17 protein-coding genes are annotated in these 17,476 nt (G+C 64.3%); 4 read left to right on the plus strand and 13 right to left on the minus strand.

The window, feature by feature from the left end; translation table 11 throughout:
- Nucleotides 1–2: 2 nt before the first annotated feature.
- The 5 genes from K0F86_RS02535 to K0F86_RS02555 form a co-directional block, all read right to left on the minus strand.
- Nucleotides 3–797, minus strand: a complete 795-nt coding sequence (locus K0F86_RS02535; RefSeq protein WP_219132775.1) for an ABC transporter ATP-binding protein — start codon at nt 795–797, stop codon at nt 3–5.
- Nucleotides 794–1,873 carry an acyl-CoA dehydrogenase family protein gene (locus K0F86_RS02540; RefSeq protein WP_219132776.1) on the minus strand — a complete coding sequence of 360 codons (1,080 nt, stop codon included), beginning with the start codon at nt 1,871–1,873 and terminating at the stop codon, nt 794–796. The genes K0F86_RS02535 and K0F86_RS02540 overlap by 4 nt, the downstream gene beginning before the upstream one ends.
- Nucleotide 1,874: 1 nt before the next feature.
- On the minus strand, nt 1,875–2,429 hold the full coding sequence (locus tag K0F86_RS02545) for a carboxymuconolactone decarboxylase family protein (RefSeq protein WP_219132777.1): 555 nt from the start codon (nt 2,427–2,429) through the stop codon (nt 1,875–1,877).
- 118 nt (nt 2,430–2,547) lie between these two features.
- Entirely contained in the window at nt 2,548–3,468 is a 921-nt protein-coding gene (locus K0F86_RS02550) for an AraC family transcriptional regulator (RefSeq protein WP_219132778.1), read from the minus strand.
- A gap of 89 nt (nt 3,469–3,557) precedes the next feature.
- Nucleotides 3,558–4,397 carry a symmetrical bis(5'-nucleosyl)-tetraphosphatase gene (locus K0F86_RS02555; protein ID WP_219132779.1) on the minus strand — a complete coding sequence of 280 codons (840 nt, stop codon included), beginning with the start codon at nt 4,395–4,397 and terminating at the stop codon, nt 3,558–3,560.
- Between the two features lie 384 nt (nt 4,398–4,781).
- Here K0F86_RS02555 and K0F86_RS02560 point away from each other — a divergent pair, with 384 nt between their 5' ends.
- From K0F86_RS02560 to waaA, 4 genes are all read left to right on the plus strand, one after another.
- A complete protein-coding gene (locus K0F86_RS02560; protein ID WP_219132780.1) occupies nt 4,782–5,090 on the plus strand; it encodes an H-NS family nucleoid-associated regulatory protein in 309 nt (102 codons plus the stop codon).
- Nucleotides 5,091–5,189: 99 nt separating this feature from the next.
- Nucleotides 5,190–6,572, plus strand: a complete 1,383-nt coding sequence (locus K0F86_RS02565) for a phosphomannomutase/phosphoglucomutase (protein WP_219132781.1) — start codon at nt 5,190–5,192, stop codon at nt 6,570–6,572.
- Between the two features lie 4 nt (nt 6,573–6,576).
- The gene (gene waaC / locus K0F86_RS02570) at nt 6,577–7,599 is read left to right on the plus strand and encodes a lipopolysaccharide heptosyltransferase I (RefSeq protein WP_219132782.1); all 1,023 of its coding nucleotides are present in this window, start codon (nt 6,577–6,579) and stop codon (nt 7,597–7,599) included.
- 17 nt (nt 7,600–7,616) lie between these two features.
- Nucleotides 7,617–8,891, plus strand: coding sequence for a lipid IV(A) 3-deoxy-D-manno-octulosonic acid transferase (gene waaA / locus K0F86_RS02575; RefSeq protein ID WP_219132783.1), 1,275 nt, complete (start codon nt 7,617–7,619; stop codon nt 8,889–8,891).
- 24 nt (nt 8,892–8,915) lie between these two features.
- On the opposite strand, the gene K0F86_RS02580 is transcribed toward waaA, so the two are convergent.
- The 8 genes from K0F86_RS02580 to K0F86_RS02615 form a co-directional block, all read right to left on the minus strand.
- Nucleotides 8,916–9,839 (minus strand): M48 family metallopeptidase, encoded by a 924-nt coding sequence (locus K0F86_RS02580; protein WP_219132955.1) that lies wholly within the window; start codon nt 9,837–9,839, stop codon nt 8,916–8,918.
- Nucleotides 9,840–9,883: 44 nt separating this feature from the next.
- On the minus strand, nt 9,884–10,624 hold the full coding sequence (locus K0F86_RS02585) for a 1-acyl-sn-glycerol-3-phosphate acyltransferase (protein ID WP_219132784.1): 741 nt from the start codon (nt 10,622–10,624) through the stop codon (nt 9,884–9,886).
- Between the two features lie 16 nt (nt 10,625–10,640).
- Nucleotides 10,641–11,228, minus strand: coding sequence for a D-glycero-beta-D-manno-heptose 1,7-bisphosphate 7-phosphatase (gene gmhB / locus K0F86_RS02590; protein ID WP_096237794.1), 588 nt, complete (start codon nt 11,226–11,228; stop codon nt 10,641–10,643).
- The gene (gene glyS, locus K0F86_RS02595) at nt 11,228–13,330 is read right to left on the minus strand and encodes a glycine--tRNA ligase subunit beta (RefSeq protein ID WP_219132785.1); all 2,103 of its coding nucleotides are present in this window, start codon (nt 13,328–13,330) and stop codon (nt 11,228–11,230) included. Before glyS ends, gmhB begins: the two co-directional genes overlap by 1 nt.
- A 39-nt stretch (nt 13,331–13,369) precedes the next feature.
- The gene (glyQ, locus tag K0F86_RS02600) at nt 13,370–14,287 is read right to left on the minus strand and encodes a glycine--tRNA ligase subunit alpha (protein WP_099762190.1); all 918 of its coding nucleotides are present in this window, start codon (nt 14,285–14,287) and stop codon (nt 13,370–13,372) included.
- Between the two features lie 146 nt (nt 14,288–14,433).
- On the minus strand, nt 14,434–15,960 hold the full coding sequence (gene lnt / locus K0F86_RS02605; RefSeq protein WP_219132786.1) for an apolipoprotein N-acyltransferase: 1,527 nt from the start codon (nt 15,958–15,960) through the stop codon (nt 14,434–14,436).
- Nucleotides 15,961–16,039: 79 nt separating this feature from the next.
- Nucleotides 16,040–16,918 carry an HlyC/CorC family transporter gene (locus K0F86_RS02610; protein ID WP_034746750.1) on the minus strand — a complete coding sequence of 293 codons (879 nt, stop codon included), beginning with the start codon at nt 16,916–16,918 and terminating at the stop codon, nt 16,040–16,042.
- A gap of 117 nt (nt 16,919–17,035) precedes the next feature.
- On the minus strand, nt 17,036–17,455 hold the full coding sequence (locus K0F86_RS02615) for a DUF4259 domain-containing protein (RefSeq protein WP_219132787.1): 420 nt from the start codon (nt 17,453–17,455) through the stop codon (nt 17,036–17,038).
- Between the last annotated feature and the right edge of the window lie 21 nt (nt 17,456–17,476).

The following is a 17,476-nucleotide window of genomic DNA, read 5'->3' on the forward strand; positions in this document are numbered from 1 at the left end:
AATTAAAGGGGAGCGAGCGATGCTTGCTGGTCCTGCGTTTGCAGTTTTTGCAGGGCGTCGAGGATGTCCATCTTGAGGGCGATCACGTCGGCGCTGTGGCCGATGCGCGGCTGGGTGATGGCCACGGGCCATTCGCGCACGATGTTGCCCGGCTTGCCGCCCATCAGCAAGATGCGGTCGGCCACGAGGATCGCTTCATCGATATCGTGCGTGACGAGCAGCACGGCCGTATGCCAGCGGTGCACCACGTCGACCAGCAGCGACTGCATCTCGGCGCGCGTGATGGCGTCGAGCGCGGAAAACGGTTCGTCGGCGAACAGCAGTTCCGGTTCGCGCGCCAGCGCGCGGGCCAGGGCCACGCGCTGCGCCATGCCGCCCGACAGCGCGGACGGATACAGCTTTTCGCGGCCCTTCAGGCCGACCGCTTCGATGGCTTGCGCCACGCGCGCCTGGTGCGCTGCGCGCGTGAGCTGCGGCTGGTGCTTGAAGTCCAGGCCGAAACCGGCATTGCCCGTGACGTTCAGCCAGGGGAGCAAACTGGCTTGCTGGAAGACGAGGGCGCTGCGCGGGTCCGGTTCGCGCATGGGAGAGTCGAGAAACTGGATCGCGCCCGTGGATGGCGGCTGCAAGCCGGCCAGCACGCGCAGCAGGCTCGATTTGCCGCAGCCGCTGCCGCCCAGCAGGCAGACGATTTCGCGCTTGCGCACGCCCAGCGAGACGTGCTGGAACACGGGTGCCGTGCCAGGATAGGCGTAGCTCAGGTCCTGCGCCTGCAAGGCCCAATCAGCAACGCTCATGCCGACGCTCCCGCTGCCGCCTGCTGGCTGTCGAACAGCTGCAAGGCCGCCTGCAATTGCGTCAGGCTGGGAGTGACGATGGGGATGAACGACGATTCGCGCCAGCGGCGGGCAAAGCCCTGCTGTTCCGCGTTCAGGTAGGCGCGCCCGCCCATCGCCTGCAGTTCCAGCATCAGCGCTTGTTGCAGCACGTCGGCCAGCTGTATGCGCAGGCGGAACATGGTCGGCGCCTGCGTCTTGAAGCGGCCATCGTGCACGCCGGCCAGCAAGGTGGCAACAGCCGCCTCCAGGGTCGCTTGCAGCGCTTCGATGCGCGGCGTGAGCGCGTTGCGCGAGCCGGCCGAGATCTGCGCCGCCTTTGCCAGGCTGGCGCGCGCCAGGCCGATCGACAGGCCGCACTGCATACCGAGGAACGAGGGGCGTACCTGCGGCAGCCAGGCTGGCGCATTGTCGCTGATGATGTCCGCGGCGGGGATGTGCACCTGCGTCAGCTTGACGGAGGCCGTATTGCTGCCGCGCAGGGCGATCAGGTCCAGGTCGTCGCCGCGCTGCACGCCTGGCGTGCCGCTGTCGAAGGCGACGATGGCCGGTGGCGCGCCGTCGTTCGGCGCCACGGCGGCCGCCGCGACAAATCCCGCCTTGCGCAAGTTCGTCACCCAGGCCAGGCCGCCGTCGACCAGCAAGCCGTCATCCTGGCGCACGCCCGTGATTTGCAGCTGCTCGATGCCGGACAAGAATTTCATGGCGTTCGACAGGCCGCTGGCGCCCGCCTGCGTGCCAGCCAGCAGGCCGGGCAAGCGGCGCTCGGCCAGCGCGCGGTTCTCGCTTTGCAGCAGGAATTCGATGAAGCAGCGCTGGCCCCAGAAGACAAAGGCCGCCGTTACCGATTGCTCGGCGACGTTGGCGATGGCGTTGATGGCGTCGCGCACGTCGCCGCCCGCGCCGCCGTGCTCCTGCGGCACGCCGATGGCCAGCAGCTGGTCGCCGGCGAGGGCCGGCAAAACGGTTTCAGCCAGTGCCGACGATTGGTCGAGCTGGTCGGCATGCATGTGCAGCCAGTGATGGAGGTGGCCCATGTCAGACGGCGCCAGGCAGGTAGGGCGTCAATTGCGGATTGACGGGCGTGCCGGCCAGGCTGTTGGAGAAATTGCACAGGGTGGCGAGGCTGATGCCCAGCACGACTTCCAGCGCCTGCTGCTCGTTGTAGCCGGCTGCCAGGAAGGCTTGATATTCGGCGTCGCTAACGGCGCCGCGCGTGGCGATGACGGCCGTGGCGAAGGCGGCGACGGCGTCGAGTTTGGCGTCGCCCGTCGGCTGGCCATGCTGCAGGGCGCGCACGATGTCGGGCGTCTGGCCCGCTTTTTTCAGCGAAATGGCGCTATGGCCGGCGATGCAGAAATCGCAGCCATGGATGCGCGCGGCCGTGATTTGCACCACTTCGCGTTCCATCAACGTCAGGCTGGCGCGCGCATTGATGCCGGAGACGGTCAGATAGGTTTCCAGCGCCAGCGGGGCATTGGCCAGCACGCCGATCAGGTTGGGCAGGAAGCCGTTGTTGGCGATGGCCTTTTCCACGAAGGGGCGGCTATCGGCCGGGGCGGTATCGAGAGTGTGCAGCGTCAGACGGGACATGGGGTACCTTGCTAAGTTGGTAAGTCACCCGGGCATTATATCGGCCATATCGCGCACGCAACAGACGTCAGCGTCGTCCTTTTGTGCTCGTTCGTCTTTGATTGCGCAAACCTTGATGTCAGCTGGCCAGCTGGCGCAATCTCTGGTCGCGCCGGTAGGCACCCGGTTGCTCGCCCGTGACCCGCTTGAAGGCGCGCGTAAAGGCGGCGTGCGAGCGGTAACCCACCAGTTCGGCCGCGCGTTCGACGGAGACGCCGTCGTGCAGCCGGCGCGCGGCGATCTTCATGCGCAGCAGGAGCAGGAACTGGGCCGGCGAGTGGCCGCTGGCGCTGGCGAAATGCTTGCAGAAGCTGGCGCGCGACATGCACGCCGCCTTGGCCATGTTCTCGATCGACCAGTCGGCGGCTGGGGCGTCGAGCATGCGTTCGAGCAGCGGCGAAAATGCGGGCTGGTGCAGCAGCGACAGCAGGCCGGCCGCCACCTGCTCGCCCTGCGCCACATGGCGGATCAGGTAAAAGAACAGCAGTTCGACCAGGCGCGCGATGAGCGGCGACGGTTGCTGCGGATCGCCACCCGCTTCAAGCAGGATCAGGTCGAACAGCGCTGCGGCGGCGCTGAAGGCGGGCGCGTCGCCGCGTATCAGCAGATACGGCGGGAACGAGTCGACGATCAGCGCGGAAAGGGCGCCGCGAAATTGAAAGAAGCCGCAGGCCAGCGCCGTCGCCGGCTGGTCCGTGGACGCTTGCAGCGGCAGCATGGCTTGCGCGCTCACCGCCTGCAGCGGGTCGCTGTGGGGGCTGAGGAAGTGCGGCAAGTCGCGCAGCAGGAAGACGCCATCGCGCGGGCCGAGCGCAATCGGCGCCGCCCCATCGAGGTGCAAATAGCAGTGGCCATCGAGCACCAGGTGAAAGCTGCCCAGTTCCCGGCCCGCCGTGGAAGCGCGCCAGCGGCCGCAGTACTGGCCCACATGCAGGACGGCGGTGTCGAGTTCCAGGCTGCCGAGCAGCCAGCGCGCCAGTCTGTCGGTATCAGGATGCATGGGATGGCACAGGCAAAAGCTGCATCATACGGCGCAGGCGCGCCAGGGCCAACGACCGATTTCGACTAAGCATATGCGCGCGGTACTGCTTACTGCTTGCCACTGTGCTGCTGAAAGGCGGGACAGTCGACTTGCAGCAGCGAGCGGTCTTCCAGGCACACGGCCGACAGTTTTCCACCCCAGACGCAGCCGCTATCGAGGCCGATCAGGTGTTCCCGCAACTGCAGTCCCAGCGCCGACCAGTGGCCGAAGACGATGGTGTCGCCGGCGCTGCGCCGTCCCGGCACGTTGAACCACGGCAGCAGACCGGAGCCCGGCGGCGGGCTGCCGCTCTCCTTCATCTTGAAGTCCATCACGCCGTCCGGCGTGCAAAAGCGCAGCCGCGTCATGGCGTTGACGATACAGCGCAGCCGGTCGGCGCCCCGCAGGTCGTCGCGCCAGGCGGCCGGCTCGTTGCCGTACATGCTGCGCAGGAACGCCACCCAGCCATCGCTGCGCAGCATGCTCGACACTTCCTCGCCCAGGGACAAAGCCTGGGTCGCGCTCCATTGCGGCAGCAAGCCCGCGTGCACGAGCACATGCCCCTGGTGCCGCAAGGCGAGCGGACGCTGGCGCAGCCAGGCCAGCAGTTCTTCGCGGTCGGGCGCATCGAGGATTTCTGCGAGGGTGTCGGACGCATGCTCGGGCCGGATGCCGTTGGCCACGGCCAGCAAATGCAAGTCATGGTTGCCCAGGACACTGTCGGCCAGGCCCTGCTGCGCCAGCGCATGCACGTGGCGCAGGGTGGCCAGCGAGGCCGGGCCGCGGTTGATCAAGTCGCCCGCGAACAGCAGGCGGTACGGGCCATCCGCCGCCGCCTGGATCCGTTCGATCAGTTCGACGGTTTGGGCATGGCAGCCTTGCAGATCGCCGATAAAATAAGTTTTCATATGTGCCAGGGTGAAGTGAACTACGCGCATGCATTATAAGCATGGCTGCCCTTGGAGCATATCCCGGTAGTGAGCGTCTTCTTAATTTCCTGAGGATTACTTAGCTGAATAATTCGGTGTTTTATAGCGATAATCATTCCCTGCCATACTTGCTGGAATCGGTGACCGTGCCATACCAGCCAGAATGTCATTTTATTCATGTTTATTCATGTTTCCGCGCGTGGTTTCGACATATTCTTCATTTAATCTTAATGTTGAACCGGTAAATAAATCGAGCTCTTTCATTCAAGCGACGAGCGATTACGCTACGGTGCGCGCATTTTTATGCAATGTAGTATATTCCACGTGATTTTATTATTTAATTGAATGTAAAGGATATACGGGATGGATCTGTCAATGATGACGATGCTGGAATTGCGCAAGCTGGAAGATAATGTGAAGCAGGAATTAAACAGCCGCGAGCGTGAGGATTTGAACAAGGCGCGCGAACAGATCATGGCCATCGCGCAGCAAGCGGGCATTCCGCTGAAACAGCTGATACTCGACGGCTTGCAGCCGCGCACGGGCAAAGTCGCGGTACGTTACCGCCATCCTGACAATGCTACTCAACAATGGACAGGCCGTGGTCGCCAGCCGCTGTGGGTCAAGCAATGGGTGGAATCGGGCAAGTCCATCGATCTGCTGCGCGTATAATTCGGTATACTCTTGGCGCAGTGGCAAGCTGCCAGCCACGCGCTGTACCTTGCCAGGCACCTTATCGATACCCTTACTTATACTTATACCGCCCATACCATGCTTCCATTGTCCAGAACGATTTTCAAGGCCTACGATATTCGCGGCATCATTGCTAAAACCCTCGATGCCAGCGTGGCCTACAAGATCGGTCAGGCATTTGGCCAGGCGGCCCTGGCCAAGGGTGAGCAGCGGGTCGTGATCGGCCGCGATGGCCGGCTGTCGGGGCCTGAACTGACGGCGGCGCTGGCGCAGGGCTTGCAGGCCGCAGGCATCGACGTGATCGACCTGGGCGTGGTGGCCACGCCGATGGTGTACTTCGGCACGAATGTGCTCGATACGCGCTCCGGCATCATGGTCACGGGCAGTCACAATCCGCCTGACTACAATGGTTTCAAGATGGTGCTGGCGGGCGAAGCGATCCACGGCGAAGCGATCCAGGCGCTGTACCACAGCATCGTCGCTCACGACGGCAGCGCCAGCGCCACGCCGGGAGCCTATGCGACCCACGATATCCGCGCCGCCTACCTGCAGCGTATCCTGGGCGACGTCAAGCTGGCGCGCCCGATCAAGATCGCCGTCGATTGCGGCAATGGCGTGGCCGGCGCGTTCGCGGGCGACCTGTTCCGCGGCATGGGCTGCGAGGTCATCGAACTGTTCTGCGAAGTCGATGGCAATTTCCCCAATCACCACCCCGATCCTGCACATCCGGAAAACCTGCAAGACCTGATCCGCTGCCTGGCCGAGACGGATGCCGAAATCGGCATCGCCTTCGATGGCGATGGCGACCGCCTGGGCGTGGTCACCAAGGATGGCCAGATCATCTACCCTGATCGCCAGATGATGCTGTTCGCCGCCGACGTGCTGACGCGCCATCCGGGCGCGCAAATCCTGTACGACGTGAAATGCACGCGCCACCTGGCGCCGTGGATCAGCAAGCATGGCGGCGTGCCGCTGATGTACAAGACCGGCCACTCGCTGGTAAAAGCCAAGCTGCGCGAAACGGGCGCGCCGCTGGGCGGCGAAATGAGCGGCCATATCTTCTTCAAGGACCGCTGGTACGGTTTCGACGACGGCATGTATTCGGCCGCGCGCCTGTTGGAAATCCTGACGCGCGAGGCCGATCCCTCAAGCCTGCTCAATTCCCTGCCGCAGTCCGACAGCACGCCGGAACTGCATCTGGAACTGCAGGAAGGCGAGAACGTCGCGCTGATGGACATGCTGCGCCGCGACGCCGTCTTTCCCGGCAATGAACAGATCATCACCATCGACGGCCTGCGCGTGGAATACGCGGACGGCTTCGGCCTGGCCCGTTCGTCGAACACCACGCCGGTGATCGTGATGCGCTTCGAGGCGGAAACGCCGGAAGCCCTGGCGCGTATCCAGGGCCAGTTCAAGAGCGTGATCCTGGCCGCCAAGCCTGACGCCGTTCTGCCGTTCTGACAGCATGGCCGGTCAACCTGGCGCACAGGCGCCCTTGAAAATCCTGCTGGTGCGGGTATCGTCACTGGGCGACGTGCTGCATAACTTGCCGATGGTGGCGGACATCGCCCGCCATTATCCTGATGCGACCATCGACTGGGTGGTTGAAGAGGGTTACACCAGCCTGGTGCGCCTGAATCCGCGCGTGGGCGCCATCTTCCCGTTCGCGCTGCGGCGCTGGCGCAAGAGCCTGGGCAAGAAGGAGACGCGCGCGGAAATCGCCGCCTTTTTCCGCAGCCTGCGCCAGACGCGCTACGATTATGTGTTCGATACCCAGGGTTTGCTCAAGACGGGCATCATCATGGGCGCCGCGCGGCTGGCGCCGGGCGGACAGAAGGTCGGCCTGGCCAATGGCAGCGAAGGCTCGGGCTACGAAGCTATCTCGCGCATCTTTCACACGAAAAGCATTCCGCTCGATCCACGCACGCATGCGGTAGCGCGCGGCCGCATGGTGGCCGCCGCGGCACTCGGCTACACGCTCGATACGCCGGCCGATTTCGGCTTGCCGGAAGTGTCAGGCAGCGAGCCGCGCCCGGACTGGATGGGCGAGGCGCCATACTGCGTGTATTTCCACGGCACGGCGCGCGACGCCAAGAAATGGGCGCCGGAAAACTGGATCGCCCTGGGCCATGCGCTCGCGCCCATGCCGATTTTGCTGCCCTGGGGCTCGCCCAAGGAAAAGGCGGAAGCGGAAGTGCTGGCGGCCGGCCTGCCGAATGCGCGCGTGCTGCCGAAGCTGTCGATGGGCGATGCCACGCTGCTGGCGCGCCACGCGGCGCTGGTGATCGGCGTCGATACGGGCCTGACGCATATCGCCGCCGCCTTCGTGCGTCCGACGGTGGAAATCTATGCCGATTCGCCGCTGTGGAAAACGGAAGGCAACTGGTCGCCGAAAATCATCAACCTGGGCGACAAGGGCGCGCCGCCCGGCGTGCCGGAAGTGCTGGCCGCGGCACAGCGCCTGCTGGCCGACTATCCTCCCGCCTGACGTCACGTTAAACAATCATGCGACTTCTTTATACCCTTGCCTGGTGGCTGGCCTTGCCCCTGGTACTGGCGCGGTTGTGGTTGCGCGGACGCCAGGAACCGGGCTACCGCCAGCACTGGGGCGAGCGCCTGGGCTGGTACGGACGCCAGGCCGACACTGCTCCTGACACGCTCTGGCTGCACGCCGTCTCGGTTGGCGAGACGCGCGCGGCCGAACCGCTGATCGATGCGTTGCTGGCCGCATGGCCCGCTTGCCGCATCGTCCTCACGCACATGACGCCCACGGGACGCGCGACCGGTAAAACCCTGTTCGCCAAACATGGTGCGCGTCTGGTGCAAAGCTATCTGCCGTACGACACGGGTGCCATGCCGGCCCGTTTCATCCGCCATTTCGCGCCACGCATCTGCATCCTGATGGAGACGGAAGTGTGGCCGAATCTGATCCACCAATGCAATCGCTACAAAGTGCCGGTGGTGCTGGCCAACGCGCGCCTGTCACAGCGTTCGCTGGGCAAGGCGCAGCGCCTGGGTAAGCTCATCACCGATGCGGCGCGCGGCATCACCCTGGTGGCGGCGCAGACGCAGGATGACGCCGAGCGCGTGCGCCTGCTGGGCGTGCGGGACGTGGTCGTCACGGGCAGCATCAAGTTCGATGTCGTCGTGCCCGCGGCGGCGCTGGCGACAGGGGCGGCGCTGCGCGCCGCCATCGGTGCGCGTCCCGTGCTGCTGTGTGCCAGTACGCGCGAAGGCGAGGAGCAGCTGCTCCTCGATGCCTATACCCGCGCCAGCTTGCCCGATGGTGTTCTGCTGCTGATCGTGCCACGCCATCCACAGCGCTTCGACGAGGTGGAAAAACTGGTGCTGACGCACGGCCTGACCGTGCAGCGCAGGTCCGGCCTGGCGCAGGACGATGTTGTGGCGGCGGGCACGCAGGTGCTGCTGGGCGACTCGATGGGCGAGATGTTTGCGTATTACACGGCCTGCGATTGCGCCTTTGTCGGCGGCAGCCTGCTGCCACTGGGCGGGCAAAACCTGATCGAGCCGGCGGCCCTGGGTAAGCCCGTGCTGATCGGCCCGCACACCTTCAATTTCGCGCTGGTGACCGAACAGGCGATTGCCGCCGGCGGCGCCGCGCGGGTGGCGGACGCCGACGCGCTGATGGCGCAAGCGTCGGCGCTGCTGCAGGATTCGGCGCGTTTATCGTCGATGGGACAAAAGGCGCTGGCTTTCGCCAGCCAACACCGGGGCGCCACGCCGCGGACCATCGCGGAGATTCAACCGTTGCTGCGGTGACGGCAGCGCCGCCAACAATATTGTTTACGCGAACAACACCGGCAGCTCCTGCGAGCGTTTTCTCAGCGCCTGCTTGGCGCCATCGTAATCGGGATAGATCGATTCCACGGTGGCCCAGAAGCGGGGGCTGTGGTTCATTTCCAGCAGGTGTGACAGCTCGTGCGCCACCACGTAGTCGATCAGCGGCAGGGCGAAGTGGATCAGGCGCCAGTTCAGGCGGATCTTGCGCTCGATGGTGCAGCTGCCCCAGCGCGTGCCGGCCGACGACAGCGACAGCGAATCGTAGCTTACGCCCAGCTTTTGCGCATACAAGTCCAGGCGCGCTTCGAACAGCTGGCGCGCCTCGTGCTGGAACCAGCCCTTCACTTTGTCCTTCAACTGCTGTTCGCTGCCCGTGGGCGTGACCCATACGTGCAGCTCATTCGTCTCGTGCTGGAAGCTGGCGCGGTGGCGCGGCGCCTGGTGCAGGCGCAGGGTGATTTCGCCACCGAGGTAGGGCAGCGCGGCGCCATCGACCCATGCCACGGGCGGGCGCTGCTGGCGCTGCACCTTGCGCTCGCCCCGTTCCAGCAGCTTCGAGACGATCCAGCCTTGCTTGGCGCGGATGGCGTTGTCGATCTCGGCCAGGGTGACGCGCTTGGGCGCGGTCACGCGCAAGCCGTTATCGTCGATCATGAAGCCGATGGAACGGCGCGTGGAGCGGCGCAGGGCGAATTCGACCAGGTGGCTGCCCAGCTGCAGCTGGCGCAGCGGCGGGCCATCGGCAGGGCGCGGCGGGGACGGCAGGGGCGATGGGACAGGGCGAACGATGGGGGGCGCGGGTGTCACTGGCGGTGGCGCCACGGGCGGCGCTGGCGGTGCCGTGGGGCGCACCGCCGGGGAGGTGCTGGTCGAGACGTCATGCGCGAACAAATCCAGTTGCTGGTCGCCGACCTTGATGGTCTTCATCTGCTGGCGCAGGGTCGGCTCCTGGATGACCGCGCTGATGCCGTCTAGCCAGCGTTGTAGGCGTGAGGCGAAATGACGCGCATTTCTGATTCTATCCAATTTTCCACCTGTTGCATCATGCTGTCCGGGGTGTGCCCTTCCGGCGAAATCGGTTTGCCTATCGAGACGGTGATCAGTCCCGGGCGTTTGAGGAATGACTGCTTGGGCCAGCATTCGCCTGAATTATGCGCAATCGGCACCACCATGGCGCCCGTGGCAATGGCCAGGCGCGTGCCACCGCTCTTGTACTTGCCTGCCTGGCCCACCGGGATGCGGGTACCTTCCGGGAACATGATAATCCATTGGCCGTCGGCCAGGCGGCGTTTGCCATGCGCGACCACGCTCTTGAACGCGTGCTTGCCCTGCTTGCGGTCGATGGGAATCATGCGCAGCAGCGCCATGGCCCAGCCAAAGAACGGGATATACAGGATCTCCTTCTTGAACACATACACCAGCGGACGGGGAAGGCTGGGCAGCAGAAAGATGGTTTCCCATGCCGACTGGTGCTTCGACAGCACGATGGCCGGCGCGTCGGGGAAATTCTCGGCGCCCTTGACTTCATAGCGGATGCCGCAAATGACCTTGGCACACCACAGGATAAACACGTTCCAGCGCGAGGTGACCCAATAGCGCTTGTTGTAGCTCAATGGCGCGGCAAAAAAGCACACGCAGGCCCAGACGATGGTGGCCACGATCATGATGGTCATGAACAGCAGGGATCGCAGGAACAGGGAAATATTACGCAATGCGGTTCTCCGAAAATTAGATACTGAATGCCACGGTGGGCGCTGGCGCCGCTGGCGCCTTGAGCAGGTGGCTGACCACGGCGGCCAGGTCGGGGAAGACCTGGGTGCCGGGTGGCAGGCCACCCGTTTCATTGGTTTTTTCGCCCTTGCCCGTCAAGACCAGGTAGGGCACGCAGCCGCTGATGAAACCTGCCTGCAGGTCGCGCAGCGAATCGCCAACGGTGGGCACGCCTTTCAGGCTGGTGTTGTAGCGCTTCGAGATTTCATGGAACATGCCCGGTTTCGGCTTGCGGCAGTCGCAATTGTCCGCGCCCGCGTGCGGGCAGAAGAAGATGGCGTCGATGTCGGCGCCCACCTGCTGCGCCAGGGTATGCATCTTCTGGTGGATCGCGTTGAGCACCGTCATGTCGAAGTATTCGCGCGCGATGCCCGACTGGTTCGAGGCGACGACGACGCGATAGCCGGCCTGGTTCAGGCGGGCGATCGCTTCGAGCGAGCCGGGGATCGGCAGCCATTCGGCCGGCGACTTGATGAAATCCGGCGAGTCATGATTAATGACGCCGTCGCGGTCGAGAATAATCAGTTTCAGCGCCGGAGTGCCCATTATGCCGCCAGCTTGGAAATGTCGGCCACGCGGTTCATCATGCCGTGCAGCGACGACAGCAAGGCCAGGCGGTTGTTGCGCAGGGCGACATCCTCGGCCATCACCATCACGTCGTTGAAGAAGCCGTCGACGTCGTCGCGCAGCTGCGCCAGGGTTTGCAGGGTGCTGGTGAAGTCGCCCTTGGCGAAGGCCGCATCGACTTCCGGCTGCACGCGCGAGACGGCGGCGGCGAGTTTTTTCTCCGCTTCGTCCTGCAGCAGCGCCACGTTGACGCCGCCGGCGGCGACCAGGCTGACCGCTTCCTCGTTCTTTTTCAGGATGTTGGTGATGCGCTTGTTGGCGGCGGCCAGCGAGGCGCTTTCCGGCAGGGCGGCAAACGCCTGCACGGCTTCCAGGCGCTGCACGATGTCGTCCAGGCGGTCGGGATTTTGCGCCACAACGGCTTCGATTTCATTCGGCGAGAAACCGCGCTCGCGCAGGATGCCGCGCAGGCGGTCGAGCATGAAGGTGGTCACATCCGCGACGGGGTCCTTGAAGCCGGGCACCGACGCGAACTGCGCGGCGGCGTCCGCCAGCAAGCCCCGGATCGACAATGGCAGGCGTTTTTCCAGCAGCATGCGCAGCACGCCCAGCGCGTGGCGGCGCAGCGCGAACGGGTCCTTGTCGCCCGTGGGCGCCAGGCCAATGGCCCAGATGCCGACCAGCGTTTCCAGCTTGTCGGCCAGGGCCACGGCGGTGCCGGTGGCGGTCGACGGCAGGCTGTCGCCGGCAAAACGCGGCTGGTAGTGTTCGGAAGCGGCCAGCGCCACTTCTTCCGGCTCGCCGTCATGGCGCGCGTAATACGTGCCCATGATGCCTTGCAGCTCGGGGAATTCGCCCACCATGTCGGTCAGCAGGTCGGCCTTGGCCAGCAGGGCGCCACGTTCGGCCAGAGCGACGTCATATTGCAGCTTGGCGGCGATGGCGCCGGCCAGCGACTTGACGCGCTCCGTACGGGCCGCTTGCGTGCCCAGCTTGTTGTGATACACGACGTTGGCCAGCAGCGGCAAGCGCGATGCCAGCGTCTTCTTCTTGTCTTGCTCGAAGAAGAACTTGGCGTCGGACAGGCGCGGGCGCACGACGCGCTCGTTGCCGCCGATGATGTGTTCTGGCGTGTCCGTCTCGATGTTCGAGACGATCAGGAAGCGCGAGCGCAGCTTGCCTTCGCTGTCGGTCAGGGCGAAGTATTTTTGATTTGTCTGCATGGTGAGGATCAGGCATTCCTGCGGCACGGCCAGGAATTCTTCCTCGAAGTGGCATTCATACACGACCGGCCATTCGACCAGGGCCGTCACTTCATCGAGCAGCGCTTCGGGCATCAGCACCTGGTCGGCGCCGGCCTTGTCCAGCAGCTGGGCGCGGATGCGCTCCTTGCGTTCCTCGTTGCTGGCGATGACGCTGGCGTTGAGGATCAGCGACGGCGCATAGTTTTCCGCGTGCGCGATGGTGATCGGCGTACCGTCGGTGAGGAAGCGGTGGCCCAGGGTCGTGCGGCCGGCCGTCAAGCCCAGCAGGGTTAGAGGCAGGATATTGATGCCATGCAGCGCGAGCAGGCTGTGGGCGGGGCGCACGAATTGCACGGTGGTGCCGTCCGGGCGCTGATAGCTCATCAGTTTTGGAATCGGCAGCTTGGCGGCCGATTCCGTCAATGCCGCCTGCGCGCCGCTGGCGAGCTGGCTGCCCGGTGCCGTGTAAGTGTAGAAGAAGCTTTCAGCCTTGCCGTCGACGGCGCGTTCCAGTTCGGCCAGCGTCAGGTCGGGGAAGCCCAGCGCGGCCAGTTTCTTGGCCAGCGGCGGTGTGCCGTTGCCGTTCGCGTCCAGCGCCACGGAGACGGGCAAGACTTTTTCGCGGATCGATTTATCGGGCGAGACTTCGCGCACATTGGTGATGGAGACGGCCAGGCGGCGCGGCGAGGCGTAGCTGGTGGCGACGCTGTCGGCTTCCAGGAAGTCGCGCGCTTTCAGGCCATTGACGATGCCGGCCGTGAAGGCGGCGCCCAGTTTGGCCAGCGCTTTCGGCGGCAGTTCTTCGGTCAGCAGTTCGATGAGCAGTGTTTGGTTCATGGTGTTCTTGTCTGGTACGGCGGTGTGTGAGCTAGGCGATCAAGCGGCGGCGGGTTGGTCTGCGGCGGGCAGCATCGGGAAACCGAGGCGCTCGCGCGAGTCGTAATACGCTTGCGCCACCAGGCGCGACAGGGTGCGCACGCGGCCGATGTAGGCGGCGCGTTCCGTCACCGAGATGGCGCCACGCGCATCTAACATGTTGAAGCTGTGCGAAGCCTTCATGATTTTCTCGTAGGCGGGCAGGGTCAGTTGCAGCTCGATCAAACGCTTCGCTTCCGCTTCGTAGTTGCCGAACTGTTCGAACAGCAGGTCCGTATTCGCATGCTCGAAGTTGTAGGTCGATTGCTCCACTTCGTTCTGGTGGAAGACGTCGCCGTAGGTCAGTTTTTTCGTGACTCCATTCTCTTCCCACTCGGTCCACACCAGGTCATACACGTTTTCCACGCCTTGCAAATACATGGCCAGGCGTTCGATGCCGTAGGTGATTTCGCCCAGCACGGGCTTGCAATCGAGGCCGCCCACTTGCTGGAAGTAGGTAAATTGGGTCACTTCCATGCCGTTCAGCCAGACTTCCCAGCCCAGGCCCCAGGCGCCCAGGGTCGGGCTTTCCCAGTCGTCTTCGACGAAGCGCACGTCATTCTGCTGCAAGTCCAGGCCCAGGGCGGCCAGCGAACCCAGATACAGGTCGAGGATGTTTTCCGGCGCCGGCTTCAAGACCACCTGGTATTGGTAGTAGTGCTGCATGCGGTTCGGATTTTCGCCATAGCGGCCATCCTTCGGACGGCGCGACGGCTGCACATACGCGGCGCGCCAGGGTTCCGGGCCGATCGCGCGCAGGAAGGTGCCGGTGTGGAAAGTGCCGGCGCCGACTTCCATGTCGTAAGGCTGGAGCAGGGCGCAACCTTGCTTGTCCCAATAGGTTTGCAAGGTCAGGATAATTTGTTGAAATGTGAGCATCGTATGAGTTCGCCGCGCGGGAGGCTGCGCTTTGTTAAGGTTTGCTTGAAGCCCGCACGCTGCCAACAAGTGCGTCCGGGCCGGGATTTTGCTAATTTTAGCGGTTTTTACGGGCCCACTGTGACTCTTCGGGCAATATCGGCCGCTTATTGCTGCACGGCGCGGCCACGGCGCGCGGCGCGCGACAGCAGGAAAGCCGTCAGCAAGGCCAGCGCGGCCAGGGCCAGCACCAGTTTATTGCCATACAGAATGTACGGCGTCATGCCGCCCATGCCTTGCACCTTGGCCGCCAGCGTGGCTTGCTGTTCCGGCGGCAGCAGGCTTTGCACCACGCCTTTGCCGTCGATGACGGCGGTGGCGCCCGTATTCGTCGAGCGCAGCATGGGGCGGCCCGTTTCCAGGCTGCGCATCTGCGAAATCTGCAGATGCTGCGGGATGGCGATCGAGTCGCCAAACCAGGCCAGGTTCGAGATATTGAGCAGCACCGAGGCCGACTGCTTGCCATGGCGGTGGGCGCTGGCCAGTTGGCCCGCGATTTCTTCGCCAAACAAATCTTCGTAGCAGATATTCGGCAGCACCAGTTGGTCGCGCACGGGCAAAGGCGCTTGTACTTCCGCGCCGCGGCCCATGTCGCCCAGCGGGATGGCCATCATGGCGACAAACCAGTGCAGCCCGGGCGGCACGAATTCGCCGAACGGCACCAGATGGTGCTTGCGGTACTGGTAGTACGGTCCCGGCGTGCCGTTGGGCGTGATGCCCACGGCCGCATTGTAGAAGCGCTGTTGTTCGTCGAGCACGGGCATGCCGAGCAAAATCGTGCTGCCCGTCTGCTGCGCATACGTGCCCAGGCTATCCAGATAGCCGTGCGGCAGCTGGTGCGGCAGCACGGTGACGGCCGTTTCCGGCGTGGCGATCAGGTCGGCCGGCGCGCTGGTGATGGCGCTCTGGTACATCTGCAGGGCGCCCAGCACGAAGCCGGGGTCGAATTTCTGCTGTTGCGGCACATTGCCCTGCAACAGGCGCACGGTGATGGGGCGCCCGACCGGATGGGTCCAGTTCACATACTGCAAGCCGATGCCGGCCGCGTACAGCGCGATGACGCCGCCCAGCGCAAACCAGCGCGTGCGGTGCAGGGGGTGGACTAGCAAGAGCAGGGCGCCGGCCGACAGCGCCGCCAGCCAGCCCACGCCATACGAACCGACGATGGGGGCAAAGCCGCCCAGCGGGCTGGCATTGTGGGCGTAACCGGTGGCCAGCCACGGGAAACCCGTAAACAGCCAGCCGCGCGTCCATTCGAACAGCGTCCAGGTGGCGGGCAGCACCAGCAGGGTCATGGCGGGCAGGGACAGCACCCAGCGCTGGCGCAGCCAGGCCGCCGCGCCCATGGCCAGGGCCACGTAAATGGCCATCAAGAGGGCCAGCAAGGCCACGGCGATGGCGGCGATCGGCGCGGCCATGTCGCCATAGCGGTGCATCGAGATGTACAGCCAGTGCGTGCCGGCCGCGCACCAGCCGAAGCCGTAGGCCCAGCCGATCAGCGCGCCGGCCTTGACGTTCGCCGCGCGCAGCACCTGGTAGAACAGCACGCCCAGGCTGAGGATTTGCAGCGGCCAGTAGCCGAAAGGGGCGAACGCCAGCACCGCGACGGCGCCGGCGATGGCGGCAGTCAGCATGCGCGCCCACGTGCTGCGGGGCGGTTTGGCGGGGGCGTTGGGGTCGGCGCGTCTGAAACGCATCTACAGCACGCGCATGTCAGAGTTCCAGTTCCGGCACGTTGGGCAGGCGCTCGACGAGCAGCACGTGCACCTGGCGCGCATCGGCGCGCAGCACCTCGAAGCGCAGATTGCCCAGGTCGAAAATATCGCCCTTGTGCGCCATGCGGCCCAGGTACTTCGAGACCAGGCCGCCGATGGTGTCGACGTCGTCGTCCACCAGGTGGCTGCCCACTTCCTCGTTGAACTGTTCGATCTCGGTCAGCGCCTTGACGCGCCAGCGGGGGCCGAACTGGCCTTCCTTGAGCGAGAGGATGTTGTCCTCGGCTTCGTCGAAGTCGTATTCGTCCTCGATATCGCCGACGATCTGTTCCAGCACGTCTTCGATGGTGATCAAGCCGGCGACGCCGCTGTATTCATCGACGACGATGGCCATGTGATTGTGGTTGGCGCGGAAATCGCGCAGCAGCACATTCAGGCGTTTCGATTCGGGGATGAAGATGGCGGGGCGCAGCATGTCGCGCACGTCGAAAGTCTCTTCTGCGTAATAACGCAGCAAGTCTTTCGCCAGCAGGATGCCGATGACCTTGTCGCGCTCGCCTTCGATCGCGGGGAAGCGCGAGTGGGCGGTGGACAGGACTTCCGGCATCCATTCCTCGATCGGCTTGCTGATGTCGATGACATCCATTTGCGAACGGGGAATCATGATGTCGCGCGCACAGAGATCCGATACCTGAAACACGCCTTCGATCATCGACAGGGCGTCGGCGTCGATCAGCTTGCGTTCATGCGCATCGTGTAGAACTTCGAGCAATTCTGCACGGTTCTCTGGCTCGGGGGATATGAGTGCGGTCAGGCGTTCAAACAGTGACCGGTGGGGCTTGACGTCAGTTCTGACGCCACTAGGATGCTCGGGCATAGGAGGCGTGAGCCGTTGTTGCGAAGGGATATAGGATACACCAAAAGTGGGGCAATACCGGAATTCCCCGCTTTTGATGCAAATTTAATACGTTGAAGTGCGCCGTTGCCCGACGTTTCAGGCGTCCTGGCCCAGCACGCGCGCGCGCAAGGCCGCCACGTCCGCCTGCCAGTCCGTAAAATGCTCGCTGTCTTGCCACAGCTGGCGCAGTTCCGACGACTCCGTCATGATGCGGTCGAAGGCCAGGCGCGCCTTTTCCAGCAGCGGCGGCGTGACTTTCTTCTTGCAGGCGGCCACCCATTCGTCCACTTCCGCCGTGGCCGGGTCGTCCTCGCCCGGCTTGCCTTGCAGGCGCGCGATCACTTCCAGCGCGGCCAGCGCCTCGGCGGCGAACGGCGCTTCCAGCTCCGTTTCCTGGCTGTCGATGACGTTGTCGAGCGTCGTCTCGACCAGTTCCAGGGTTTTATATTCGTGCAAGTCCTGCGCCCAATCCATGGCGTAGTCGTTGCCGAAGGCGTCAGTGGCCCAAGTGCCCATAATGTGTCCTTGTTACGTGTG

It is taken from the genome of Janthinobacterium sp. UMAB-60 (genome assembly GCF_900095235.1).
Lineage (GTDB): Bacteria > Pseudomonadota > Gammaproteobacteria > Burkholderiales > Burkholderiaceae_D > Janthinobacterium.